Below are 22,947 nucleotides of genomic sequence, written 5' to 3'. Positions count from 1 at the left end.
TCCAATTGCTTCAAATTTGTGATAGGATGGTTTTATCTTTTGATCCATTAACGCGAGAAATAGGGAGAGATTGTGATGAAGCGAACGACGAATTTTAATGCTGGTCCGGCGGCACTGCCGCTAGAAGTGCTTAAAAAGGCACAGGAAGAACTTGTTGATTTTAAACAAACTGGAATGTCTGTAATGGAGCTGTCGCATCGCAGTGGTGAATATGAAGAAGTCCACAATAAGGCAAAATCATTGTTGGTTGAACTGATGGACATTCCTGAAGATTACGAAGTCCTCTTTTTACAGGGCGGAGCTAGCCTTCAATTTGCGATGATTCCTATGAACTTCTTACATGAAGGCGAAACGGCTCATTTCATTCAAACAGGCGCTTGGTCAGAAAAAGCATTATCAGAAGCAAAAGGGTTTGGTGAAACATCTGTGTTTGCTTCAAGTGAAGACGACAACTACTCGTATATTCCAGAAGTAGATGCCTCCGCTTTAACAGATGGCGCTTATTTACACATCACATCAAACAATACGATCTTCGGCACTCAGTGGAAAACGTTTCCTGGTACATCATTACCGCTCATTGCGGATATGTCCAGTGATATTCTCAGCAAAAAAATCGATGTTTCTCAATTCGATCTCATTTATGCTGGGGCACAAAAAAACTTAGGGCCTTCTGGTATCACGATTGTGATCGCGCGCAAACGTTTATTAGAAAAAGAGAAAAAGAGCACACCGAAAATATTAAAATATACAACACACGCAAAAGCTGGCTCTCTTTATCACACACCACCAACTTTTGCGATTTATATGCTGTCTCTTGTGCTTGAGCATGTCAAACAGGCTGGCGGCGTAGAAGCAGCGGAAAAAAGAAATGAACAAAAAGCAGGCATTCTCTATGACACAATTGATCAAAGCGGCGGTTTTTACAAAGGACACGCACGCACTGACAGCCGGTCGCATATGAATGTCACATTTACCCTTCGTGATGATGCACTCACTGCATCCTTTGTAGAGAAAGCAAAGCAGGAACAAATGGTTGGACTTGCCGGCCACCGTTCTGTCGGTGGATGCAGAGCATCTATTTACAATGCGGTATCGATTGAAGACTGCCAAAAGCTTGCGGACTTTATGAAAAAGTTCCAGCAAGAAAATGAGTGAAAAAGCTTTTCTATAGAGAAATAAATTTGTTATAATAACGAGAAATATAAAGTGATGACTCTTGCAATAAATGATGAGCCATATTATTGGAGAGTTCTAAGAGCTTAGCAGAGGAGAGCATAGAAATGAAAACAAAAGAATTAGTCATTATGTCATTGCTTGCAGCAATGGGAGCTGTTTTGCATACGATTTTCCCGCCCATCTTTTTCGGAATGAAACCTGATATGATGCTGGTCATGATGTTTTTAAGCATCATCCTTTTTCCAAAGGTACAGCATGTCGTGGTGATTGCCCTCGTAACAGGCGCCATCTCTGCATTAACAACAGGTTTTCCAGGCGGACAAATTCCAAATATGATTGATAAACCAGCGACAGCCTTTATCTTCTTAGCCCTTTTCTTATCTTGCATGAAGATAAAGAACAAAGTAGTGCTGACCGCTGTGTTAACTGCGATTGGAACCATCGTATCCGGCGTGATTTTCCTATCTGCCGCATTACTGATCACTGGACTGCCAGCTGCATTACCTGCACTTCTTGTAGGCGTCGTCCTGCCAGCAGCCGTGATTAATACCATTGCTATGGTATTTGTCTTCCCAATTGCTCAGTCCATTCTCAGACGTGCAAGAATGATAGAAGTTGCTTAACAAATAATCGAACCTCTTCATAATAGATGAAGAGGTTTTTTTCATGCTTTTATAAAAGAAAAAGGGTCAAAAGCAAAATGAGGAGCGAAATTCCTGCACCTGCCGCACACACAAGTGCTTTTTGCTTTAATACATGTTTGGGCGGATAAGACCCCGCATACCCCAGCTGTCTTGCATAATGAATAGAGCCACCTGTAAAAACGACACCGATACACGTAAAAACGAACAGAAAGACAGACAACCTTCTCCCCTCCCTTTTCTTCAAAAGTATGCTAAAATAAAGCAAGCTATGTATGGAAGTTCAATGAAGCTGATCGTCAGCTCAGAGAGAACATGCGAATGTGTAAAATTTGACTAGAGGTGATTTGAATGGCTAGTGGACGTTCTTTATTAACAGGATTATTTGTAGGCGGTCTCCTCGGAGGTGCGGCAGTGCTCCTGACGACTCCCTCTTCTGGCAGAGATGTGCGCGGAAAGATGAAAGACGGCTATGACAAATTCGAAGATACGCTGACAAGATTAAAAAGAGATGGACAAGCTTTAAAAGAGCAAATTGTTGAAACAGCAAAAGAAAGCGCAGAGGTTATTAAAGAAGTCGGAACTGAATTACAAACATCGATTCAGCAATGGCGTGAAGAAATCAAGCCTCATCAGCAGGATTTGCAAAAGGAAATTCAGGAAATTGAGGAAAAGCTCAAGCAACTGGAGAAAACCTTACAAAACTAATATACTCAAGAAAAAATATTCGTTTACAAAAGTGTGCGGGGTGCGTATCCCGCACTTTTTTTGTTGAAAAAAGGTTATTTTGACAATGTTTTTCATGAGTTTTAAAAATTCTTGAATTTTCAGCTTTATTAATCTTTATTTTATTGGCATAATAGAATTACAAGAAAAAGAGAAGTAGGTGAAATGGATGAATCATTCGGAACAGCCTTTCGATGTAAAAGAAGCACTTTTATTCAGTCAAAGAATGGCCCAATTGAGCAAAGCTCTTTGGAAATCCATTGAAAAGGACTGGCAGCAGTGGATCAAACCGTATAACCTAAATATCAATGAACATCATATTTTGTGGATTGCGTATCAATTAAAAGGAGCTTCAATATCAGAAATTGCAAAGTTTGGCGTCATGCACGTATCAACAGCGTTTAACTTCTCCAAGAAACTGGAGGAACGAGGATTTTTAAAATTTTCTAAAAAGTTAAACGATAAACGCAATACGTATATTGAGCTAACGCCAAAAGGCGAAGAGACATTCCATAAACTACTCGAAGATTATGACCCGGCAAGAACTGGTATTGTCAAAGGCGCACAGCCGCTTCATGACATTTACGGAAAATTCCCTGAGATTTTAGAAATGATGTGTATTATCCGAAACATCTATGGTGAGGACTTCATGGAGATTTTTGAGAAATCGTTTTCAAACATTGAGAAGGACTTTTTGAACGAGCGAGGAAGAGTCACGAAAAAGTCTGAGGAACTTGAAGACTCAGCTGATGCAGCAGAAAAAGCGGCTAAAGCAAATCAAATTGTTTAATGATCTTTATAAATTCATTCATTAACGGCTGAAACAGCCCTTGATCATGCAATGCAAATATCGTCTCATGCACATCCAGCTTTTCAATTAACTGTCCTGCAAAAAGCGCAAGCATATCGTCAAACATGACGTAGCCTTGTGCTTTTTGCTTGTCCATTTCCTCTGAAAGCTCAGCACAAATACGCTCAATTTCCTGCGCTTCTTCTTTCGATACCTGCTGCCTCATCAATAATGCATAATATGGATAACGGCTCATATCGGTCGCCGTCAGCAAAAGTTCCATATAATATTCGAGCTGGCTCATTCGTTCCTCAATACTCATGTACGTTCCCTCTTTCTCTTAGTCTTTCTATTCTAGCCGAAATTACTCATTGACGAAAGAGACGAACCTCCCTCTTCTGTCTTTTTTTCTTGAAAAATCCAAAGTTTCCTCTCTTTATTCCATATGAACACAACATTTTATTTTTTTTCATAAAAACCATTGATTTTTATCCTCAGGAAGAGTAAATTATCTTGAGATATTCAATTAGTTTTTTAAGATTGGAAGGATGAAAAATGAATTGTTGGAAGACCATTAATCTTGAAAAGGATTATGGTTATACAAGACTGCTGATTTCAGCCATAAGTCTTGCTATACTTTTTTTCATTACGGCTTTTTTATGTTTTCAACTGACTCATCCTGAAACGAGACTAAGCAGTCACAACGCACCGCTTTTTGCTATGCTTTTACTTGTGACGTTGCTTGTCCACCGTGTGGTTCACTTGATCCCAGTGATGAAAAACAAGAAAAAAATGACGTTATTTAAACGAAATTGCTGGCAGCGTGTGCCAAAAAACATCATGCTTTATTCACTTCTTAGTCCATTTTGTGTGATTTCACCGGTTTACTTTGTGTTAGGAGTGGCGTTTCCTATGTATGCACACTATTTTATCATCATCGCAAGTATTCATGCAGGCTATTGTTTGCCGGACTTTTTATTTGCATGGAAACTGCTCAAAGCACCTAAATCCTGCATCATCGATCAAGCCCAAGACGAGTTTGATATTTTAGTTGACCAAACATCCTCATCATGAGGTTTTTAAAGCCAACTTCTATCTTTTTCATAAAAAATTTGGTAATGTAGTATGGGAATAGCATAGAGAGGGGGGATCTCCGATAGTTTTATTTTACTTCATCGTCTTTGCCGCGTTTATTGTGTATTCAATAAACAGGCTTACTAATACATTATGCCTTGTCAGAGAGATTCCTGAAGAACGGCAAGATAAGGTGTTTCGCTTTATCAATGTATCGATACTGATCTTACTGATCTCATCATTTGTTGAAATTACCATATCTATTTAAGATCAAAGCAAAAGCTGCCAGTTTGAGGGCAGCTTTTTGTGTATATTCATTATTAGCAAATCCAAGATGCACCGATAATGATCAATAAGATGAATAACACGACGACTAGTGCAAAACCGCCAGCGAAGACTTCTCCTCCCATGTAAAAACACCTCCTGCCAGTTCTTCCTCTGTTCTAAGCTCAGTGTATGCAATAAAATCGAAAACGTTTAGGCACCTGTCATCGTTTGAAAAAAGAACCGCCCGCACGCATGGCAGGACGGCTCCTTTCTGTCACAGCGATTTAATTAGTAAAGATATGCTGCACCAACGATGATCAGCAAAATGAATAGCACGACCAATAAAGCAAATCCATTAGAATATCCTGCTCCCATATAATTCAGCCTCCTTTTTGTGATCACTATATGTGTATGTCGCGCGCAAATTTTTGACTAGACGAATGCCCTTCCATTTGCATTTCTTTTTACTGCGTGTCACAATATGTTATGATACAAGCAATGATAAATAAATTGGAAAGATTAGGAGTGTTTTTTGAATGAAAAAAATGGCTTTAGCAGCTGTAACAGCAGTTAGTGTTTTAACTCTTGGCGCATGCAGTAGCGGTGATAAAGATGTCATCGCAACAACAAAATCAGGAGATGTCACAAAAGAAGAGCTTTATACAACTCTTAAGAAACAAGCAGGTGGAGATGCTTTAAATCTACTTGTTCAACAAAAGGTTCTTGCTGACAAATACAAAGTATCTGATAAAGAAATTGATAAGAAAATGGAAGAATATAAAAAGACACTTGGTGAAGATCGTTTAAAACAACTTCAAGATGAATTCGGAAAAGATTACATCAAAGATCAAGTGAAATATGAGCTGCTGACTCAAAAGGCTGCCAAAGCTAACATCAAAATCACTGATAAAGAAGTAAAAGCGTATTACGATGACCTAAAAGGGAAAATCCGCGCAAGCCATATTCTAGTAGCTGATAAGAAAACAGCTGACGAAGTGGAAAAGAAATTAGATAAAGGTGAAAAATGGGATGCTGCAGTGTCTGAATATTCAACTGATACTGCTTCAGCTGCACAAGGCGGAGATGTAGGCTGGTTCGCAAAAGAAGGTCAAATGGACGAGAACTTCAGTAAAGCTGCATTCAAACTAAAAGTGAATGAAATCAGCAAACCAGTGAAATCACAATTCGGCTACCATATCATTAAAAAGACCGAAGAACGCGGTAAATATGATGACATGAAAGCAGACTTGAAAAAAGAACTACTTGATCAAAAACAAGCAGACACAAATGAAATCCAAACCATCTTAAACAAATTGGTGAAAGATGCAGATGTGAAAGTAAAAGATAAAGAGCTTGAAAACACGTTTAAAGAAAAATCTCAACAACCTGCACAACAACAACAACAACAAAACCAATAATCACCAAAAACCCCTCTGCCGTGATCAGGCAGAGGGGTTTTTATAACATCTGATTAAGCAATCGAGTGATCTTCATGTGCCGCCGAATCTTGGGATCTTTTCATTTGCTGTCCCTGACGTCTGCGCTCTCTTTCTTGCTCCATTCGCTCGATAAAAATCTCTCCTTCCTTCTCAATAAAGGATTGATCAATCTCTTGCTCCTCTTTGGCCGTTGTCATTAATTTATACGCACAGAAAATAATGCCAATGATACATGCATACACCCACCATGGAAAAAACAACATTTTTTCATCGCCTCCTTTTTTTCAGAACAGCTCTCTTTTCCTTTGTGTTACATGCTTATGCAAAAAGAAGACAAGTTATGAAAAAAACGCCCGCATAAGTGGACGTTCTGACATAATTACTCGTGAAAAGTTGGTTTATAAAATGAACGATTCTCTAACGCAAAAATACGTTCTGTATATTCTCCTGGCTTCACATGCTCAAGCGCACGATCCATCATATTCATCTTCGCATCTAAATTATCAATATAGTGGAGAATTTCGGCTTCCTTCACCATTGGTGGTTTCGGGCTTCCCCACTCACCTTTTCCGTGATGACTTAGTACTAAGTGCTGTAGAATTAAAATTTCTTCTGAATCAATCCCAAGCTCTTCAGCAGCTTTCGCAATTTCTGTCACCATAATTGATATATGACCAATTAAATTCCCTTCCACCGTATAGGTGGTTGAGACTGGGCCTGAAAGCTCTTTGACTTTTCCTAAATCATGAAGAATGATGCCTGAATATAAAAGATCTCGATCTAATGATGGATATAGATCCACAATTGATTTAGCCAAATGCAGCATGGACACTACGTGATAAGCAAGACCAGAAACAAATTCGTGATGGTTTTTTGTCGCTGCTGGATAGTCAGCGAATTCCTGTCCATATTTTTTCAGCAAATGTCTTGTGACACGCTGTATATTAGGGTTTTTCATATCAAAAATATATTGCATAATTGTATCCATCATATCATGCTTTGGAATAGGAGCTGTTTCGAGAAAATCATCAATTCGAATTTGCTCATTTTCAGCAACAGGGCGTATATTCCTAAGTTTCAGCTGATTCCTCCCGCGATAATGATGAATATCGCCAACTACCTTCACAATGGTTTGTGCGGCATAGGTTTGTTCATCATTCTGCTTCGCATCCCATAATTTCGCCTCAATATCTCCACTTTGATCTTGAAGAATTAACGTTAAAAATGGTTTGCCATTACTCGCAATCCCTTTAGTAGATGATTTAATTAATAAATGCAGGTCAACTTGTTCGCCGACATCATAGGTCATGATCCCTTTAGCCATTCAATAAAAGCTCCTTCCATGTTTCTGCTCATATAAGTATAACATAAGTCATTATTTGTCAATCATTCAACTGCTAAACTCGTAACCTGTCCATCTTCTGCTGCTTGCTTCATATGCTCATGACAGGTGAAATAAAACAGCTGTGTTTCAAAACGTGTGAGTTCGTTCATCATCTCCAGCACTCTGCCTAGACGAACGTGATCAAAATGAACAAAGCTGTCATCCATCATAAACGGAAGCTGGCAATCTTGCTGATGAGACAAAGCAAGCGCAAAACGAATCGCCAGATAGATCTGTTCACACGTTGCCTGTGAAAGCTCCTCTGGGCGGAATATTCGTCCATCCATTCTTTTCACCATGAGCAAATCATCTTCAGGTGAAAATAAAATCGCTTCATAACGATCATTTGTTAACGGTTGGATAAAACTAGAGGCTGTGTGAAGCAATGCAGGCAACCTTGTTTCTTTATGCTCATTCAATTTTTCTCGTATGACGGTGCGGACAAGCTGAATGGCAGCCCACTTTTTCGCGAGGTGCTTCGCATGCTCCTGCTCTGCGGTAAGCTGATGAGTCAAATCAGACACTGTTCCAGAAGCTTCTATTTGCCGTATTTCCACCGCTAGTTCTGCTAAACGTTTTTCCGTATTCTCCGCATTCAATTGAACGTCATGAAGGTGCTGCTTTGCTTTGGCACACTCCTCCTCAAGAAGAGGTAGTCCTTTGCGAACAATCCATTCCTCCTCATCAAAACAACCGCTTCTATGAAGCTCTTGATTCAGCTGCTGCAGCTCAGAAAGTCGTTCTCGGTATTCTTTCGATAGATGAGAAAGCACTTGGTAATCTTCTTTGGACTCTGCTTCTACTTGACGAAAAAGCTCATCCGTTTGTTTTTCGTAATATTGAATTTCACCTTCTAGTGTCGTGAGCTGCTGCATCGCATGTTGAATGGATACATGTAATGTCTGGCGTTCTTTTTCTCTTTTCGTCTCATCTTTCAATATCTCTTGAAAGACTGAAATATTCTCCTGAATAGTTCCTTCCTTTTTTTGAAGGATACTGCTTAACGCTGAAACTTTGCGCTCATAAATCGATTGCTGATCGGAGAGCTTTTCTATTTCACGCTGAAACTCGTCATATGCCGCTGTATTCATTTTTAATTGTTTTAGAATATGGAAGGCCTCTACTAGGAAAGAAAGCTCAGACGACAAGCCAAGCTGTCTCTTCTTTTCCTCTACTTGCTGCTGGACAGGCTCGAGCTCTAGCTCCCAGTCTTCATATTGCCGGATGATTCTTTCGTAGAGCAGCTCCTTCTGCCTCATAAGTGTTTCAGCAGAAGCTGCCTGCACTTGAAAGGAATCTAAGGCGTCTTCTCCGTTTCTTTGTTTATTAGAGTTTCTTTGACTGAATGAGTAAATGACAAAGAAGAGAAAAACAGAAAATCCCGCAAATAATAGTGTGATCCACCACTCTGTTAAAAAGAATAGAACAAACAGAAACACCACATCAAATGCGATCAAGCCTTGGAATAGCGACGCCTGTGAATCAATCGGTTTCTTTTTCGATCTTGTATTATTCGCATCATCTTCTGCTCCGTGCAGTTTTACTTGCTGTTCCTTTAACCCTTTTAGAACAGCTTCTGCTTCGTCCAGCTCATGTCTCGCGTGATCAAAACGTTCATCTAACTGCGCCTTTCTGTCCATGAGACGGATGTATTGAGTGACAGTCTCCTTTAATTCCCACTCAAATTCAAGCGAATCGTCGATTTGTTCGAGCTTTATCGGGCGCTCCCACTTTAGCTTTACTTCCGCTTCGTCTATTTTTTGTTTCAATGAATCACGGTTTGCTCGACACTCTGCTATGCGTTTTTTCACAAGCTCAGCATTCGATGCTTCATCTACGACTCTATTCATCTCCATTAAGGTATCCTTGTCATAAAGCGGTTGAACTTGTACGAGTGAGGTTTGCAAATGATCTAACTTCTGTTTCAGTGCAGTTAATTGAGCGTTTTTCGGGTGAAGGTGTGATTCTAGTTTATCAAGCTCATGCTTGGTTTCTGCTCTAAAACGTTTGACTCGGTCTGGAAAGCGGGCTAATTCCTTTTTCAACTCCACTTTTTTCTCAATCATGGGATAGACTTGAATGGATTCAGTCAGTTTCTGAAGGTGTTCTTCCGCTTGTTTCATTTCATTTTGAAGCTTTTCGATCGTCTCCGTTAATTCAGATTGCTCCCGTTTCTTTTCGGTATAGCTACCTTCTACCAATCTCGCTTGTTTCAACTGACCTGTCAGCTCTTTTAAACGATCAAGCTGCTGGTTTAATTCAGGCTTGCGGCCATTTGGTTTAAACAGCTGTTCCTGTTGCTTTAGCAGCCTGCTATCCATCTTGGTGGCTGCATCTGAGCCAAATAAACTTGAGAAAAGTAGAAATTCGCCTATCTGATCCTGGTTTAAGGCTTGGACATTTTGCAGTCCAAACACATCAAACGAATAGATTGATTGATATAATCTGCGATCCGTTCCCTTTAAAAGCGCCTGTAGAAAAGCTTCGTTTTTCACTTCACCATTCGGTAAAAACACCTGTGCATGCCCACCGCGGTCGGATGTTCTCTCAATGTGAATAACGCCAATCTCGTCATCATGACAAGTGAGGGAACCACCATAAAAAGAACCCTGTTTCGACTTGTACATCTTGTTTTTTGGAAATCCAAATAACATCGATTCAATAAACGTTTTCAATGTCGTTTTCCCCGATTCATTTAGGCCGTAAACTAGCTGAAAACCGTCATCAGAAAAGTGAAAGGTGCGATTTGAAAATTTACCGAAATGGGCGATATGGAGTGAACGTATTTTCATTGTGCCTCTCCTTTTCTCATAATTGCTTTAGCTGTTCTGTCAGCAGCCTTTGCGCTTCTTCTTTTATATCCATTTCATCCTCTTTTGTGAGCGCTTTTCCTGACTTTCTATAGATTGGATGACGCTTGATTGGTGATAGAAGCTCTTCATAAGCCTCAAACTGTGACATTTCAGCAGTGAGTTCCTTCAAAAAAGAATCTTCTGGATAGGCGACATTCTTATTTGTTTGGCAGTCAATCGATATGACCCAAACGAATACATCTTCATCTTCTTCCTGTTCATGAAGAACGGTCATCAGCTCCTCAAGCAACTCAAGCTGAGTATGCTCAAAATAAGGAGGAGCCTCACCCGTCAATTCAATTTTCACAAAATGAGGGACACCTTCCTCTTTCAGTTCACTCATTTTGTTATCCACAAGTGTCACAAGATCCGTCATATGAACCGTCTCTGTGATGTCTATTGTAAGTGTCTCAAACATCACATCCGCACAGCTAATAAATTCCGCTGTTTCAGAGTCCTCGGAGAGTTGAACAACGTAACAGCCTTTCTCTCCTGTTTCTTTTATATGTCTGCCCTGCATGTTACCAGGATAAATAATCAATGGGTCTTCATGCAGAAGGGCTCTCTTATGTATATGTCCAAGCGCCCAATAATCGAAATCCCGGGAAAGGAGCTGTTCAAGCTGAAAAGGTGCATACGCATCATGACCTTCTTGTCCAGCTAATGTACCGTGAAGCATCGCAATGTGATAGGTAGCATCTGTCGCTTTGATATATTGAGAGGTCATATTTTCATAGACAGCACGCTCTTTGTAGCTAAATCCATAAATACTTGCGACAAGCTGATTTCCTCTATAATAGGATTGCTCACTTGGGGTACTGGTTGAAAAAACATGCACATTCTCAGGCCACTCGATTGGTGTCCATTCACCACCTAAATGATCATGATTACCATAAATAATAAAGACTTCTATCCCTTGAGTTTGCAGTCTTAGAAACTGATTTCTTAAAAACAGCTGTGCTTTCAGGCTACGGTTTGATTCGTCAAATAAATCTCCGCTAAGCAGCACAAAGTCTACTGCTCGAGCAATGGCGAGATCAAACATATTCTTCGCACTTTGAAATGTACTTTCTTTGAGCCGCTTAAAGGGTAAGCTAGGAATATTCGACATTCCTGCAAATGGACTGTCTAAATGTAAATCTGCGGCATGAATAAAAGTGAGCTTAGTCAAACGTCTATCTCCTTGTCCGATACTGTCATTGTCCATATTTTATCATGCCATTTTTGCGAATGCACGTTCTATCACTCTTATTCTAAAAAACAGATTTTTAAGGGATAAAAAGGAGGTTTTGTCTTATTCTTTGTTTAATTACATAGAAAAGCAGAGGAAAGGAAGTTGAGGAATGGAGAAGACATACTTTTTAACTGTATTTGACCCATCCGGTGAAACTTTATTAAATGAAAAAATCACAACAGATAGTGATGAAAAGGCAAAGGAATTAGGTCGCCATCGCTTATTAGAACAGCAATACACGAAGCATTCTCATCGTCTCGTTGATGATGCAGGCAAGCTGCTTTTATTTGAACGTTAAAAAAGCCGGCATTCGCCCGCCTCACATTATTGGCAAAGGGCTAAAATGATCTTTATTTTAGCCCTTTGTCTTCTTTTCAGCGTAATAGAAAACCTTTGAAGTCTAGGAAGGACGAGCATCGGAGCGGAGCGAATTGAACATTCGTGAGCACCGAAGCAGAGACCTGACACCGAATGCGAGGGTTTGTCTACACGCTGAAGCCGGCATTCTCCGGACTTACATTCGTTTATACATTCTGGAAGACAGGTCGTCTTTTTTCTAAAAATGCCTGAATGCCTTCCTTATGATCATGGCTTTGCCTCAGTCTTGCCTGTGCTGCCCTCTCCTTTTGAAGAACGGCTAGCAGCTGTGACTCTGACTGCTGGAAATAAATTCGTTTTGTCTCGATAAATGCTTGAAGCGGCATGTTCATAAATGGCTTCACGCATTCTTTTTGATACGCATCGACTTCCTCTTGAAACACGCCGTCTGCAAGGCGCAGCTTTAGCGCTTCTTCAGCAGGAAGCTTTTGTCCACTCCAAATCAATTGTTTCGCGGTTTGTTCACTGACTCTTTTTGTGAGGAAAAAGTGCCCTCCGCCATCTGGAATTAAGCCTACTCCATTAAAATTCATGGCGAGCTTTGCATCTTGATGCATAAACAAGTAGTCACAGCTTAAAGCAAAGCTAAAAGCAAGCCCTGCCGCTGACCCGTGGACAAGAGCAATCGTTACTTTTTTCATACCTGCTAGAGAAAGCGTAATCCCCTCGATCAAATCCATCACACGATGGAAATCCTCTTCACTTTCCTGCTTAAGCATCATGCCAATATCTCCGCCTGCTGAAAACCCTTTTCCCGCGCCCTTGATTACAACGACTTTTGCACTACTTTTCTCCGCTGCATCACATGCCTCTTTGAATTCAGCAAACATGTCCACATGAAATGAATTATAAGCATCCGGCCTATTGAAAACGATTTCAAAAATATCCCCATCTAGCTGACAATTGATATATGTCATCATCCATCCCCCTTTTTTTAAACACATGACTTACTTCCATTTCAACCCGAATAATTCCTTTTCCTCAGTTTAAAAAATTTCAGGATTAGTTGATACCAAAACAAGCATAATTGTTGAAATAACAATCTAATGAAAAAGGGCCCTATGCTTGGCCCTTTTTATCTCTTATTCAAATTGCTGAAAGGCTGTTTCCTTCTTGAATGGCGCTTCTTTCGCCCCGCGAATGGTTTGAATCACTTTCTGGTTGCGGTAGATGGATAGTTTTAAATTGGTCGCCGCTGTTCCATGAGAGTGATCTAGGTTCGTAAATGTAAAGAAATGATGCGGACGCTTGTCTTTGAACACAAGCCTGAAGTCTTCTGTCACTTTAAAATGCTCTTCACTTTCCCATTCAATTAAAGGTTCATACGCACTAAACCACGCCGGGATATTCGGTGTGTATCCTGTAGCCAATACAGCACGATCTACTATTATGCTCTTTTCTTTCTTTAGCTGCCATTGCTTTAGGTTCAGTTTGAGGGACTGATTCTCCTCCACCTGAATGGCTTCAAGCTCGGTCATGGGTTGAATGATCACAGATGGCTCCTCACCTGAAACAGACCGATGATACAATTCCTGGTAAATACGTGAGAGCGTCGATGCATCTATCCCATTTCTTAATCCAGTCAGCCTAGGCAATGTGTTCATTCGTTCTTCATAAGGAAGTGAATGGAAATACTCGACGTACTTTGGTGTGAACAGCTCCTGACCAAGCTCAGCCGTCTCTAGCTCTCTAAATTCACTAGATCGTGTAAACCAAGAAAGCTGCTGCCCTTTCTTCTGATGCTGGAGCAGGTCTAAGAAGATTTCGGCTGCACTCTGCCCAGAACCAATTACCGTCACCGCCTCAGCTTCTTGAAGTTCTTTCTGCTGGTCTAAATACCGGCTGCTATGGGTCACATAAGGCAGTGCAGCATCAGGTACATCGACCGGAATCATCGGTTTGCTCCCTGTTCCGAGCACGACATGCTTTGCCCGATACTCAGAAAGCGATCCATCCTTTAAGCACCTGACTTTCACAAGATAACCACCTTGGCAGTCCGTCACTTCTTCTACCTTCATCCCAAAATGACAGCTATCTAATTCATGTGCGACCCATGATAAATATTCATTGAATTCTCTTCGTGGAATGTCAAACTGTTCAAATGTATAGAAACGGTGAAGTCTATTTGATTCATGTAAATAATTTAAAAATGTATATCTGCTCCTTGGATTCGCCATCGTCACAAGATCAGCTAAAAAGGAGACTTGTAAATCCGTTCCTTTGATCAGCATGCCAGGATGCCAGGCAAATTCCGTCTCCTGTTCAAAAAAACAGCATGAAACATCTTCATACTCCTCTAACAAAGCCGCCAACCCTAAATTGGCAGGCCCAACCCCAATTCCAATCACATCAATCATATGTACACCTGCTTTAACTTTTTATCACTTATATACCCTTTTACAGATGAAAAAAACACTGCGTCACCGCAGTGTTTAAACGTGAGGAACAAATAATGACTCAAGAAATTGAATTTTCTCCTCAGTATAGTGTTCATAACGGTCATTATACGATTTTGGATCTTTTGGATTGGCATACTGCGTAATTTTTCCTGAACGCGGATCAATGAACTTACTAGCAGCACCGCATCCAATCCCAATGATTGTCTGCACTTCTTCCATAATAATAATATTATATAAACTTTCCTGTCCATCTAATGAGTATCCGACATTTTCAAGGTTCCCTAAGATGTTTTTTTGTCTATATAAATAATAAGGGTGATAGTCATGTGCTTTCGTCCAAGCAACTGCTTCATCCATCATACGTGTGATTTCTTCTCGGTCTGCTACTTGATATTTGTCTTTATTACGCGTCATCTCAGACGCCCTTTTAAAGGAGAGCGTATGCACAGTTAACGATTCAGGCTTAAGTTCTTCAGTCTTATTCAAGGAATGCTGGAATTCCTTGAGCCCTTCTCCTGGCAAACCAATAATTAAGTCCATATTAATGTTATTCATACCATACTCTCTTGATAAGTGATACTTTTCAATCGTTTCTTCTACACTATGATGCCGGCCAATGGCTTTCAGTGTTTCATTCTCATACGATTGTGGATTGATACTAATTCGATCAATATGATATCGGTTTAACACCTCTAGCTTATCAGGCGAAATCGTATCAGGACGCCCGGCTTCGACAGTCACTTCCCGTATATGTTTCACATCAGGGAACGAGCGATACATTTCTTCATACAGCAAATCCATTTCTTCCGCCGTGATACTCGTCGGCGTACCACCGCCAAAGTAAACGGTTGTCACTTTGATCCGATGTTCTTTTAGCCAGTCACCAATTTTTTGCATTTCATAATGCAGACCAAACAAAAACGTCCCCACTCTTCCGGCTTGTCCTTTAATTGCATAAGCAGGAAACGTGCAATAAGCGCATTTTGTTGGGCAAAAAGGAATACCAATATAAATACTTACTTCCTGCTGAAGATCATACAGATCCGGAATCGCTTGAAGCTGACGGTCCACAATCTCCTGCATCAAATCGATTTTTTCATCATGAATCAAATAATCACGCTTTAATGCGGCATGCGCATCTTCCTTTGTCATACCTTCTCTCAGCATTTTATGAAGTAATTTTGTAGGACGTATCCCTGTGAGAATACCCCACTTTTGCGTCATTCCTGTGTACTCCTGAAGCAGATGTAAATAAACAGACAGCACTGTGTTTTTGATTTGCTTCCAGCGCTCCTTGTCGTTCAAACCCTCTGGGACGTCTCGTGAAAAACGACTAGTGATGTCTGATCCAGCGATATAACCAGATGCTTTCACCGTTCCATTTTCTTCTTCCCAGCTAAACACCATGGTTAAGCCATCTTCCAATTCACCTGAATCAAACAGCACTTCACTATCTTCTTCAAATAAATTGGCTATATTGACAAGCGGGCGATGAAATCGATCATCTGACAGCCCTTTAATTAAAATTCGCATCGTATCACCTTTATCTTCAAACTTGTTTCATTTTACAAAATCTATGTAGGAAAAGCAATGACTGGAACAGTTGAAGGCCCTGCCATTTCTTGATTGACAGAGCCTTCGTCTAATTATCGTTTAATATCGAATTGATGTAAAAACCCTTCTCTTTGCTGCATTCTAAAGTATTCTTTGATCATATAAGCGACTCCCTGTTCATCGTGCGAGCGTGTCACCCAATCGGCTTTACGCTTAACAGTATGAGTTGCATTTCCCATCGCAACGCCTAAGCCAGCCAATTCGAGCATTGGGATATCATCTGTTCCATGCCCAATGACCACCGTATCTTCTAAAGTTAAACCTAAAGCTGAGGTCAAAAGAGAAAGCCCTGCTTCTTTCGATACACCTTTGCATACAATATTCATTTTCTCATCACTGATCTGAATAAGATCGACAGATGGAAAAGCTTGTTGAATGGTTTGGTGAATTTCAGGCTGAAGCTCACTGGTTGAATATACTTCAATCACTGGTGTACTAACCGGTTCATCCATCAGCATATCACTTAACGATTCAACAAATTGCACGGGATAGAAAATCGGATCAGACGGATGAATCAACGTCTTTCCCATCAGCTGTGACTGCGTTTTTTTCCGGTTGCCAATTGAGAATTTCTCATGTAGCAAGCGAACATTACAATCAAAGCTTTCAAGAATTTGTACAAGATTAAATGTTTTTTCTTCCGTTAGTTTCTTCACATGAAGTGGCTCATCGAGTTTATTCGCTATAAATGCACCACTATGCGTCACAAGGGTTGACGTTGGAATCTTCAACGCCTTGGCAATTTTTTGTGCGGAACGAAAATGCCGGTTGGTGACAAGCGTCACGTAAACTCCTTTTTTCTTCACGTATTCCACAGCTTCTTTTGTAGCGGAATGGATTTTTCCATTGGAACGAAGTAACGTTCCATCTATATTGAGTGCAAGTAGTTTTTTTGACACTGAGGCATCCCCCTTCTTGATGACTGTACTTACGATGAGGATATGCCCTAGCTTGGTGCTTTAGAACATGCAGTTGAAAGAGCTCTGTCTGTTATGAATCTTTTGCAAATAAAAAAAGCCTACCCCTAGGCTTTTTTTTATGTATGGTTTGGATGCGTCACAATGAGGTGATGAAGCTCCCCATGATCCCCTTATCTTTCACACACCAAAGCATTGCTTATATCAGATCCCCTTATGCTTTGCGTTTCTCCCAGAAGCGCTTCTCTCGTTTGGCTAATCGCCTTAAATCCCAAGTGAAACGCACCCAATTGCCCCATGAGAGCGCTTGTTGAAAGCACTTTCAATATAAGTATTATCGCAGAATTTATGAGCTTCGACAACCTTTTTTTGAAAAGTTAGACAGGGAACTTGTTAAATAAAAAAAGGGCGAATATCATCGCCCTTTTCATTAATTTTCTTCTGGATTCCCATAAAGCTCTTCAAGAGGCTTCATGATCACTTTATTTAATTCTCCGATGAGAACACTCACACGTTGTTCTGCTTCCATCAACTGAGAGATTTTATCGTGCTGTTGAACAAGTGCCACTGTTTTTTGTGCTTGCTCCACTTCTTCTTGTGTGATCTCTTGACCAGTCATTTGCTTTTGTTGAAGGTTTACTTGAATGTCACGGAAGTTCTCGAACATTCTTTTAGAGGACTCATCCGCGTTAACCTCATCATAAAGATTTTTTAGAGTTGAGTATTCTTCGCTATGACGCAGTGCTTTTTCAAGGTCATATGCAACATCATAAACATTTACAGACATGTTATGTCTCCTTTCTATCCGTTATCACCGATATGATCGGCGGACACCACTCCACTATAACAAACTATGGCTTTCGTTTCACATATATACAACGAATTCATGAAATTTTCTCTAGTCTGTTTTAAAAGAGCGTGACAAAGATTGCTTGGATTGCGCCGATTAATCCTCCTAAAAAACCGCCTAAAAACGTGATCATCTTAAGTTCATTGTTGGAAATGCTAATGACAAGCTCCTCCATTTTTTTAAGCGGAAAAAGTTCAATCTGCTCACGAATGATATCTTCAAACTTGAGCTTTGCGAGCAGTCCCTCTAATGCATTTGATGCTGCTTTAATTCCCTTATCGACAAGCACTGGTGCCAAGTGTATTTTGAGATCAACAGCTACTTCACTGACATAAGATCCAACTGGCTTGTCCAATATCACCTTTGTAGAGAAGTGTGAAAGCAATTGCTTTTTCACACTATAAGCAAGCTCCTTTACATTCCATTTATCATCCAGTTCCTGAAGTGAAAATTGTTTCACCTTTTCCCATTCCTGAACTAGTAAATCTGTTAAGAACTTCTTTGTTTCTGCATTTCTTAAAAACTTAATGATTTCAGGATGTACTCGGTCAATTAAGCTTGAATTTCCTAAAAACATTTGAACCATACCGCCAAGCATGCCTCGTTCCTTTAAGAAATCATCAATCATATTGCCAAGCCTCGCTTTACCTTCTTCACTTTCAAAGTAATGAATGCCTCTCTTTAAAATATAATCTGCTGCATCTGGAATTTTTGACGAAATTTTGTTTTCCACTTCTAATGGGAGTAACTCAGATAACGTTTGCTTGTTATATTTTTTTAGCAGTGAAGCGAGCTTCCGATCAGACCAATGATGAAGCCATTCATCTGCTTTGACGTCAGCATGTGATACACCGAATCTTTCTAACAAAGAGAGCACTGTAATCTCCATGTCAGCGCCTTTGTCAATCAATCGATGGACTGTATGCAAGATCTCCTGCTTTGCCTCAGATGATTCAAATCTCTTTTGAATACCTTCTGGTGTGAGCAAATGCTCCATAACCAAGACTCCAACTTGCTTCGCTACTTCATCTCTTCTTTTAGGAATGAGCCCCGGTGTAAAAGGAAGATGTTTCCCGAATAAGTAATACGGCTTATAAGGGCGAAAAAGCATTTTAATCGCAAGATGGTTTGTCGCTGCTCCTATAACGGCTCCTATAACAATCATAAAGAGAAACGTTGTGAATATATTCAAAGTCGTCATCTACCTTTCAAACAACACCCGATGTTTATTGGTTTAATCTATTCGTATTATAGTTCTTGTCATGTCCTCAAGCAAATGAAGCATGCTGCTAGACATATGATCAATTGATCTATCGTAATGATAAAGGAACGCAATCTTTATGTAAAATCGTGAAAAAGTGTTTTTCTGCTGTTAAAAAAAGAAGTTGAAAAGAAGGTGTTTTTTAATGACATCAACATTAGGTATTGTGACTCTTTCTCCGAAGTATGAAGAGGCATTCACTCGTGGGCTAGCCAAAGCTGCCCCTGCTTATGGTTTAAAGGTTGTTCGTTTTACACCATTTGATTTAAAGCCAGCTTCAAATGTGATACAAGGTCAAACTTTTACGGATGGTCAAGGATTCGCAGCAGCAGAATTTGAGATTCCTGACTTGATTTACGATCGATGCCTTTACAAGCATGACGCACAATCTAAAAAAGCAAAACCAATCATGGAATGGCTGAAAAAGTATCCGAAAACAGATTTTCTAAATACAGGTATTTCAAATAAAATGATGCTATTCGAGCAGCTCCGCCTTCTCCCTGCTTTACAGCCATATTTACCTGTCTGCTCATTATTAAAAGAGCCATCAGACCTTCTCAGCATGTTAAGGAAAGACGGTTATTGTAAAATGCAGCCGCTCTCTCAACAACATGCAGCATCTACTTACTTCATTTTCTTAAAAGACAACACTTTCACTGTTCAGCTAAGTCCCGAACAAGTCATCACATTTTCGCGTCCATCATATATAGAGCGCTGGTGCAGAAAGTATGTAGGCCGATATTTCCTTCAATTTTTTCAGACGAGTGATCAAAAAGACTTTTTATTCAATGAAATAAGGATTTTCCTGATGAAAGATTCACAAAATCAATGGAATCGCATAGGGATTCACACAAAATCATCTGCAGAAAATAGTCATTTAAGCATTACACAAAAAACAGCCTCCATGATAGGCTTTGATCACTATATCAATACCTTGCAACCGCACATTAGAGAGCTTCTTGTAGATGATATAGCATCTATTCAAGCATTTCTGCCAGCATATATTGATAAAACCTTTTCTCCTTGCATTGAATTCGCTGTAGACTTACTCCATACAAGGGAAGGCAGACTTTTTATATCAAATATAAGATCAAAACCAGGGCGATCCGCTTTTTTAAAAGCTTATCCTGACAAGGAAAATGAATTGATTCGTACCATTCTTGCACATGCTCAATCGATGAAGTCAAAACGGAAGGAGGTTTCTCGTGAACAAAAATCGTTGCATCATCGCCACTCATCCCGCAAGTGAAAAAACAATTCATCTTCCCGTCCATTTTAAACAGCAGGAGGTGATCTATTCTCTTGCTTTAGGTTCTCGTCTAGTAGATGACTTCACCGTTTCCTATCATCAACATCCAAATAAAATTTTATTATCAGAAGATCTATATAAAGATTTACTCATTCCTTATCAATCAAGAGCTGATGTGATCGCCATCGATCATACCTTGTTTATAGGGCCGCTGCTTGGTATTTTCACCGCAGGTTTTGAGAAAAGCACGCAGCCACTAGGAACGAGATCAGATTTTTTTATTAACCTGCTGCACTCTTTCAAACAGCATGCCGGTTTTGCCTATCTTTTTGGTACTCATTCGATTGACTGGGATAAAGGAATAGTTGAAGGATTGTTGTATCAACAGAAAACATGGATTAAAAAAAAGATGCCCTTGCCCTCAGTCATTTACGATCGTCTTCCAAATAGAAAGGCAGCTCAGTCAGCATTCGTTCAAGAAACAAAACGCAAACTCACGCAAGACTATGACATTCCTTGGTTCAACCCTTCTTTTTTTAATAAATGGGATATTCATGAACAATTGTTAACAGATGAAAAAACATGTCCTTTTCTTCCCCATTCCATACAATTGGATCCGGTAGACGCTCTTAATAAAATAGAAACACTCCTCCATCTACATGAGGTCATTTACTTAAAACCGTCAAATGGAAGTCATGGCGACGGTATTTATCAATTAAACAAAACGACTTATGGAATCACTGTAAGCTCAAATCAAGGAAGGGCTGTTCCATTTGACTCAGTAGAGCACTTCGTGACCAATCTTCGGAAGGACCATGCAATTCAAGACTTTATGGCTCAACAAGGCATAGCACTACTAAAAATAGACAATCAACCAATGGATTTCAGAGTTCATACCAATAAAAATAAGTACGGTCATTGGACAGTCACGGCAGCAGTAGCAAAAATATCTGGCCATCACACCGTCACGACTCATCATTCATATGGCGGTACGGTGAAAACTCTATATGATGTTTTTCCAGAAAAGAAGAAGCGTTTAAAAATGTTAGAGCAGCTTTCTTATACTGCCATTACACTTAGCCAAGTCATTGATGAAAAAGTGTCCGGTCATATTGGTGAAATCGGTTTTGATTTAGGCATTGACCAGACAGGAGCTATCTGGATGTTTGAAGCCAATTCTCGACCTGGCCGCGATGTTTTCCAGCATGTCTCATTGCGAAACTCAGAAAGACTGATCGGAAAAAATTTGATGGATTACGCAGCTTACCTTTCACAAACAGACTTAACAACTTCAGATTACACTAACGTCTACTGACTGTTTTTGTTTTAAATGATGATGTTATGAAATCTATGCTTTTCCTATGCTCTTTTCATCAGATGAGATACAATAAAATCAAGTTCAAGGTTGTTTCCGTATCGTCGTGTTTATTTATTGGTTCATCAATAAAAGCAAGGAGGCAATAATGATATGATTTCTCATTTTCAATGGAAACCTCTCTTTAAAAAAGCACAATTGCCAGGGTGGAAAATATCCTTTTTTCACAATGGTGCACACTACGAAGGTATCTACCACAAAACAGGTGATATTGAATGGGGCTCTCAGCTTCCGCCCCATGAAGTCGAACCAACCTTAAAAGAAGAAATCCACGAATTAATGCTGTTCCATGTCTATGATTAAACTGTTTAAGGAGCTTCGCCATGTTAGAAAAATTAAAGCATGTTTACGGAGAGCATATCATCAGCTCCCCTACAAATGATCATCAAATTCTTTGGTATCAAACAGACGAAGGCGAATTATTTGGAGTAGACAAATCAAAGCTTACAGCAAGAGAAATAATTCTTCTCAATACTTTCCTTACACCAATTGATCTATCTCATACAAAGCAAACTGAGGATGAACAAAAATGGTACAGCTATCTATTCGATAACACATCACTAACTGTACAGCACCCCGTCCGTGTGTATTATTTTAAAATGTCCCATCAAGCTGAACAAAGGCAGCAAATAAAAGAGGCTGTGGTCCACAGCCTCGAACATACTCATTTCATTTGGACAGGCGCTGATACAGCGATGCTGATTCAAACAAACGCTACATCAGAAAACAGTCAGTTAGAACTGCTATATGATTTGTCTCTAGCCATTACAAGTGACTTTTTAACAGACTCAGTCTTTTTACAAGGACAGCTCCATTTGCCAAATGAACATTTACAGAAGAAATTGTTAAATGAACAGCAGCTTGTGTTGGACCATATGCAGCGAGGCAAGGTTAGGTCAGGGATTAGCACATTTTATCAATGTCTGCCCTCACTGTTGCGTTACGATGAACCCATCCTCTCTCATGCCATTTCAGATGCTTTTAAAGAGGCGATTCTTGATCGGGATGTTTACCGTACCCTCATGACTTATATGCAATGTAACTTAAATGCATCTAAGGCAGCAAAAGCTTTATATGTTCACAGAAACAGCCTTCAATATCGAATCGATAAATTTATTGAGCGCACAGCAATTGATATACGACATTTTCCAGAAGCATCTGCTGTTTATTTTATGATGAATCTTCTCGACGTTTCATAACAATCAGTGACATGAGCACCCTGCCCAAAAATGAAAATGAGATGTTGTGCACGTTGTCCATTTACAGACACTTCCCCATTTTATACACTTTATATACAAGTGAAGCGCTTTCAATAAATGAA

The 22,947-nt window shown here is 39.9% G+C and carries 26 protein-coding genes; 12 read left to right on the top strand and 14 right to left on the bottom strand.

Annotated features, from left to right (window positions below):
• Nucleotides 1–75 precede the first annotated feature (75 nt).
• Together serC and MKX52_RS04840 are read left to right on the top strand one after the other, a co-directional pair.
• Nucleotides 76–1,155 carry a 3-phosphoserine/phosphohydroxythreonine transaminase gene (serC, locus tag MKX52_RS04845; protein WP_251184160.1) on the top strand — a complete coding sequence of 360 codons (1,080 nt, stop codon included), beginning with the start codon at nt 76–78 and terminating at the stop codon, nt 1,153–1,155.
• Between the two features lie 125 nt (nt 1,156–1,280).
• Nucleotides 1,281–1,799, top strand: coding sequence for a tryptophan transporter (locus MKX52_RS04840; protein WP_342491580.1), 519 nt, complete (start codon nt 1,281–1,283; stop codon nt 1,797–1,799).
• Between the two features lie 49 nt (nt 1,800–1,848).
• On the opposite strand, the gene MKX52_RS04835 is transcribed toward MKX52_RS04840, so the two are convergent.
• Nucleotides 1,849–2,040: a hypothetical protein gene (locus MKX52_RS04835; RefSeq protein ID WP_003211362.1), complete on the bottom strand. Its 192-nt coding sequence runs from the start codon at nt 2,038–2,040 to the stop codon at nt 1,849–1,851.
• A gap of 128 nt (nt 2,041–2,168) precedes the next feature.
• Here MKX52_RS04835 and MKX52_RS04830 point away from each other — a divergent pair, with 128 nt between their 5' ends.
• Nucleotides 2,169–2,525, top strand: coding sequence for a YtxH domain-containing protein (locus tag MKX52_RS04830; protein WP_007497160.1), 357 nt, complete (start codon nt 2,169–2,171; stop codon nt 2,523–2,525).
• A gap of 187 nt (nt 2,526–2,712) precedes the next feature.
• On the top strand, nt 2,713–3,333 hold the full coding sequence (locus MKX52_RS04825) for an HTH-type transcriptional regulator Hpr (RefSeq protein WP_012009452.1): 621 nt from the start codon (nt 2,713–2,715) through the stop codon (nt 3,331–3,333).
• On the opposite strand, the gene MKX52_RS04820 is transcribed toward MKX52_RS04825, so the two are convergent.
• Entirely contained in the window at nt 3,311–3,655 is a 345-nt protein-coding gene (locus MKX52_RS04820) for a YhaI family protein (protein WP_012009451.1), read from the bottom strand. The genes MKX52_RS04825 and MKX52_RS04820 overlap by 23 nt on opposite strands.
• A 233-nt stretch (nt 3,656–3,888) precedes the next feature.
• On the opposite strand from MKX52_RS04820, the gene MKX52_RS04815 reads away from it, so the two are divergent.
• Nucleotides 3,889–4,407: a DUF3267 domain-containing protein gene (locus MKX52_RS04815; protein ID WP_003210901.1), complete on the top strand. Its 519-nt coding sequence runs from the start codon at nt 3,889–3,891 to the stop codon at nt 4,405–4,407.
• An 82-nt stretch (nt 4,408–4,489) separates the two neighbouring features.
• Nucleotides 4,490–4,675, top strand: a complete 186-nt coding sequence (locus tag MKX52_RS04810) for a hypothetical protein (protein ID WP_072368131.1) — start codon at nt 4,490–4,492, stop codon at nt 4,673–4,675.
• 52 nt (nt 4,676–4,727) lie between these two features.
• Here the strand turns inward: MKX52_RS04810 and MKX52_RS04805 are convergent, their stop codons facing one another.
• Complete coding sequence (locus MKX52_RS04805; protein WP_017360317.1) at nt 4,728–4,817, bottom strand: YjcZ family sporulation protein; 90 nt, start codon at nt 4,815–4,817, stop codon at nt 4,728–4,730.
• 145 nt (nt 4,818–4,962) lie between these two features.
• The gene (locus tag MKX52_RS04800) at nt 4,963–5,049 is read right to left on the bottom strand and encodes a YjcZ family sporulation protein (protein ID WP_008361129.1); all 87 of its coding nucleotides are present in this window, start codon (nt 5,047–5,049) and stop codon (nt 4,963–4,965) included.
• Nucleotides 5,050–5,210: 161 nt separating this feature from the next.
• On the opposite strand from MKX52_RS04800, the gene MKX52_RS04795 reads away from it, so the two are divergent.
• Nucleotides 5,211–6,092, top strand: coding sequence for a peptidylprolyl isomerase (locus MKX52_RS04795; protein WP_342491579.1), 882 nt, complete (start codon nt 5,211–5,213; stop codon nt 6,090–6,092).
• A 53-nt stretch (nt 6,093–6,145) separates the two neighbouring features.
• On the opposite strand, the gene MKX52_RS04790 is transcribed toward MKX52_RS04795, so the two are convergent.
• The 4 genes from MKX52_RS04790 to MKX52_RS04775 all read right to left on the bottom strand — a co-directional run bounded on the left by MKX52_RS04790 (nt 6,146) and on the right by MKX52_RS04775 (nt 11,520).
• The gene (locus MKX52_RS04790; protein WP_012009448.1) at nt 6,146–6,376 is read right to left on the bottom strand and encodes a sporulation YhaL family protein; all 231 of its coding nucleotides are present in this window, start codon (nt 6,374–6,376) and stop codon (nt 6,146–6,148) included.
• Between the two features lie 116 nt (nt 6,377–6,492).
• Complete coding sequence (gene yhaM / locus MKX52_RS04785; protein WP_003211952.1) at nt 6,493–7,437, bottom strand: 3'-5' exoribonuclease YhaM; 945 nt, start codon at nt 7,435–7,437, stop codon at nt 6,493–6,495.
• A gap of 62 nt (nt 7,438–7,499) precedes the next feature.
• The gene (locus MKX52_RS04780; protein ID WP_342491578.1) at nt 7,500–10,289 is read right to left on the bottom strand and encodes an AAA family ATPase; all 2,790 of its coding nucleotides are present in this window, start codon (nt 10,287–10,289) and stop codon (nt 7,500–7,502) included.
• 16 nt (nt 10,290–10,305) lie between these two features.
• Complete coding sequence (locus tag MKX52_RS04775; RefSeq protein WP_342491577.1) at nt 10,306–11,520, bottom strand: DNA repair exonuclease; 1,215 nt, start codon at nt 11,518–11,520, stop codon at nt 10,306–10,308.
• Between the two features lie 172 nt (nt 11,521–11,692).
• Between MKX52_RS04775 and MKX52_RS04770 the strand changes: the two genes are divergently transcribed.
• Nucleotides 11,693–11,881, top strand: coding sequence for a YhzD family protein (locus MKX52_RS04770; protein WP_012009445.1), 189 nt, complete (start codon nt 11,693–11,695; stop codon nt 11,879–11,881).
• A gap of 226 nt (nt 11,882–12,107) precedes the next feature.
• On the opposite strand, the gene MKX52_RS04765 is transcribed toward MKX52_RS04770, so the two are convergent.
• The 6 genes from MKX52_RS04765 to MKX52_RS04740 all read right to left on the bottom strand — a co-directional run bounded on the left by MKX52_RS04765 (nt 12,108) and on the right by MKX52_RS04740 (nt 18,933).
• Nucleotides 12,108–12,881, bottom strand: coding sequence for an enoyl-CoA hydratase (locus tag MKX52_RS04765; protein WP_342491576.1), 774 nt, complete (start codon nt 12,879–12,881; stop codon nt 12,108–12,110).
• A 162-nt stretch (nt 12,882–13,043) separates the two neighbouring features.
• Entirely contained in the window at nt 13,044–14,318 is a 1,275-nt protein-coding gene (locus MKX52_RS04760) for a SidA/IucD/PvdA family monooxygenase (protein WP_342491575.1), read from the bottom strand.
• Between the two features lie 75 nt (nt 14,319–14,393).
• Nucleotides 14,394–15,893, bottom strand: a complete 1,500-nt coding sequence (locus MKX52_RS04755; RefSeq protein WP_342491574.1) for a coproporphyrinogen III oxidase — start codon at nt 15,891–15,893, stop codon at nt 14,394–14,396.
• A gap of 113 nt (nt 15,894–16,006) precedes the next feature.
• A complete protein-coding gene (locus tag MKX52_RS04750; protein ID WP_012009441.1) occupies nt 16,007–16,873 on the bottom strand; it encodes a Cof-type HAD-IIB family hydrolase in 867 nt (288 codons plus the stop codon).
• A 448-nt stretch (nt 16,874–17,321) separates the two neighbouring features.
• A complete protein-coding gene (locus MKX52_RS04745) occupies nt 17,322–17,678 on the bottom strand; it encodes a YlbF family regulator (protein WP_012009440.1) in 357 nt (118 codons plus the stop codon).
• Between the two features lie 121 nt (nt 17,679–17,799).
• Complete coding sequence (locus MKX52_RS04740; protein ID WP_342491573.1) at nt 17,800–18,933, bottom strand: DUF445 family protein; 1,134 nt, start codon at nt 18,931–18,933, stop codon at nt 17,800–17,802.
• A 214-nt stretch (nt 18,934–19,147) separates the two neighbouring features.
• On the opposite strand from MKX52_RS04740, the gene MKX52_RS04735 reads away from it, so the two are divergent.
• From MKX52_RS04735 to MKX52_RS04720, 4 genes are all read left to right on the top strand, one after another.
• The gene (locus MKX52_RS04735; protein WP_342491572.1) at nt 19,148–20,251 is read left to right on the top strand and encodes a YheC/YheD family protein; all 1,104 of its coding nucleotides are present in this window, start codon (nt 19,148–19,150) and stop codon (nt 20,249–20,251) included.
• Complete coding sequence (locus tag MKX52_RS04730) at nt 20,208–21,566, top strand: YheC/YheD family protein (RefSeq protein WP_088004008.1); 1,359 nt, start codon at nt 20,208–20,210, stop codon at nt 21,564–21,566. The genes MKX52_RS04735 and MKX52_RS04730 overlap by 44 nt, the downstream gene beginning before the upstream one ends.
• Before the next feature lie 153 nt (nt 21,567–21,719).
• Nucleotides 21,720–21,929: a YheE family protein gene (locus MKX52_RS04725; RefSeq protein WP_003211787.1), complete on the top strand. Its 210-nt coding sequence runs from the start codon at nt 21,720–21,722 to the stop codon at nt 21,927–21,929.
• Between the two features lie 20 nt (nt 21,930–21,949).
• Nucleotides 21,950–22,825 (top strand): helix-turn-helix domain-containing protein, encoded by an 876-nt coding sequence (locus MKX52_RS04720; protein ID WP_012009436.1) that lies wholly within the window; start codon nt 21,950–21,952, stop codon nt 22,823–22,825.
• Nucleotides 22,826–22,947: the final 122 nt, after the last annotated feature.

Origin of the sequence: Bacillus sp. FSL R5-0422 (assembly GCF_038610765.1) — a bacterium.
Lineage (GTDB): Bacteria > Bacillota > Bacilli > Bacillales > Bacillaceae > Bacillus > Bacillus pumilus_O.
Note: the sequence above shows the minus strand (reverse complement) of the source record. Positions and strands in the feature narration are given on the sequence as shown.

What these genes read in the sequence shown, in the direction of transcription:
- MKX52_RS04790 (WP_012009448.1), bottom strand. Translation starts at nt 6,376, where the DNA reads ATGTTGTTTTTTCCATGGTGGGTGTATGCATGTATCATTGGCATTATT.
- serC (WP_251184160.1), top strand. Translation starts at nt 76, where the DNA reads ATGAAGCGAACGACGAATTTTAATGCTGGTCCGGCGGCACTGCCGCTA.
- MKX52_RS04735 (WP_342491572.1), top strand. Translation starts at nt 19,148, where the DNA reads ATGACATCAACATTAGGTATTGTGACTCTTTCTCCGAAGTATGAAGAG.
- MKX52_RS04825 (WP_012009452.1), top strand. Translation starts at nt 2,713, where the DNA reads ATGAATCATTCGGAACAGCCTTTCGATGTAAAAGAAGCACTTTTATTC.
- MKX52_RS04745 (WP_012009440.1), bottom strand. Translation starts at nt 17,678, where the DNA reads ATGTCTGTAAATGTTTATGATGTTGCATATGACCTTGAAAAAGCACTG.
- MKX52_RS04815 (WP_003210901.1), top strand. Translation starts at nt 3,889, where the DNA reads ATGAATTGTTGGAAGACCATTAATCTTGAAAAGGATTATGGTTATACA.
- MKX52_RS04820 (WP_012009451.1), bottom strand. Translation starts at nt 3,655, where the DNA reads ATGAGTATTGAGGAACGAATGAGCCAGCTCGAATATTATATGGAACTT.
- MKX52_RS04720 (WP_012009436.1), top strand. Translation starts at nt 21,950, where the DNA reads ATGTTAGAAAAATTAAAGCATGTTTACGGAGAGCATATCATCAGCTCC.
- MKX52_RS04840 (WP_342491580.1), top strand. Translation starts at nt 1,281, where the DNA reads ATGAAAACAAAAGAATTAGTCATTATGTCATTGCTTGCAGCAATGGGA.
- MKX52_RS04770 (WP_012009445.1), top strand. Translation starts at nt 11,693, where the DNA reads ATGGAGAAGACATACTTTTTAACTGTATTTGACCCATCCGGTGAAACT.
- MKX52_RS04805 (WP_017360317.1), bottom strand. Translation starts at nt 4,817, where the DNA reads ATGGGAGGAGAAGTCTTCGCTGGCGGTTTTGCACTAGTCGTCGTGTTA.
- MKX52_RS04755 (WP_342491574.1), bottom strand. Translation starts at nt 15,893, where the DNA reads ATGCGAATTTTAATTAAAGGGCTGTCAGATGATCGATTTCATCGCCCG.
- MKX52_RS04760 (WP_342491575.1), bottom strand. Translation starts at nt 14,318, where the DNA reads ATGATTGATGTGATTGGAATTGGGGTTGGGCCTGCCAATTTAGGGTTG.
- yhaM (WP_003211952.1), bottom strand. Translation starts at nt 7,437, where the DNA reads ATGGCTAAAGGGATCATGACCTATGATGTCGGCGAACAAGTTGACCTG.
- MKX52_RS04800 (WP_008361129.1), bottom strand. Translation starts at nt 5,049, where the DNA reads ATGGGAGCAGGATATTCTAATGGATTTGCTTTATTGGTCGTGCTATTC.
- MKX52_RS04780 (WP_342491578.1), bottom strand. Translation starts at nt 10,289, where the DNA reads ATGAAAATACGTTCACTCCATATCGCCCATTTCGGTAAATTTTCAAAT.
- MKX52_RS04830 (WP_007497160.1), top strand. Translation starts at nt 2,169, where the DNA reads ATGGCTAGTGGACGTTCTTTATTAACAGGATTATTTGTAGGCGGTCTC.
- MKX52_RS04765 (WP_342491576.1), bottom strand. Translation starts at nt 12,881, where the DNA reads ATGATGACATATATCAATTGTCAGCTAGATGGGGATATTTTTGAAATC.
- MKX52_RS04795 (WP_342491579.1), top strand. Translation starts at nt 5,211, where the DNA reads ATGAAAAAAATGGCTTTAGCAGCTGTAACAGCAGTTAGTGTTTTAACT.
- MKX52_RS04725 (WP_003211787.1), top strand. Translation starts at nt 21,720, where the DNA reads ATGATTTCTCATTTTCAATGGAAACCTCTCTTTAAAAAAGCACAATTG.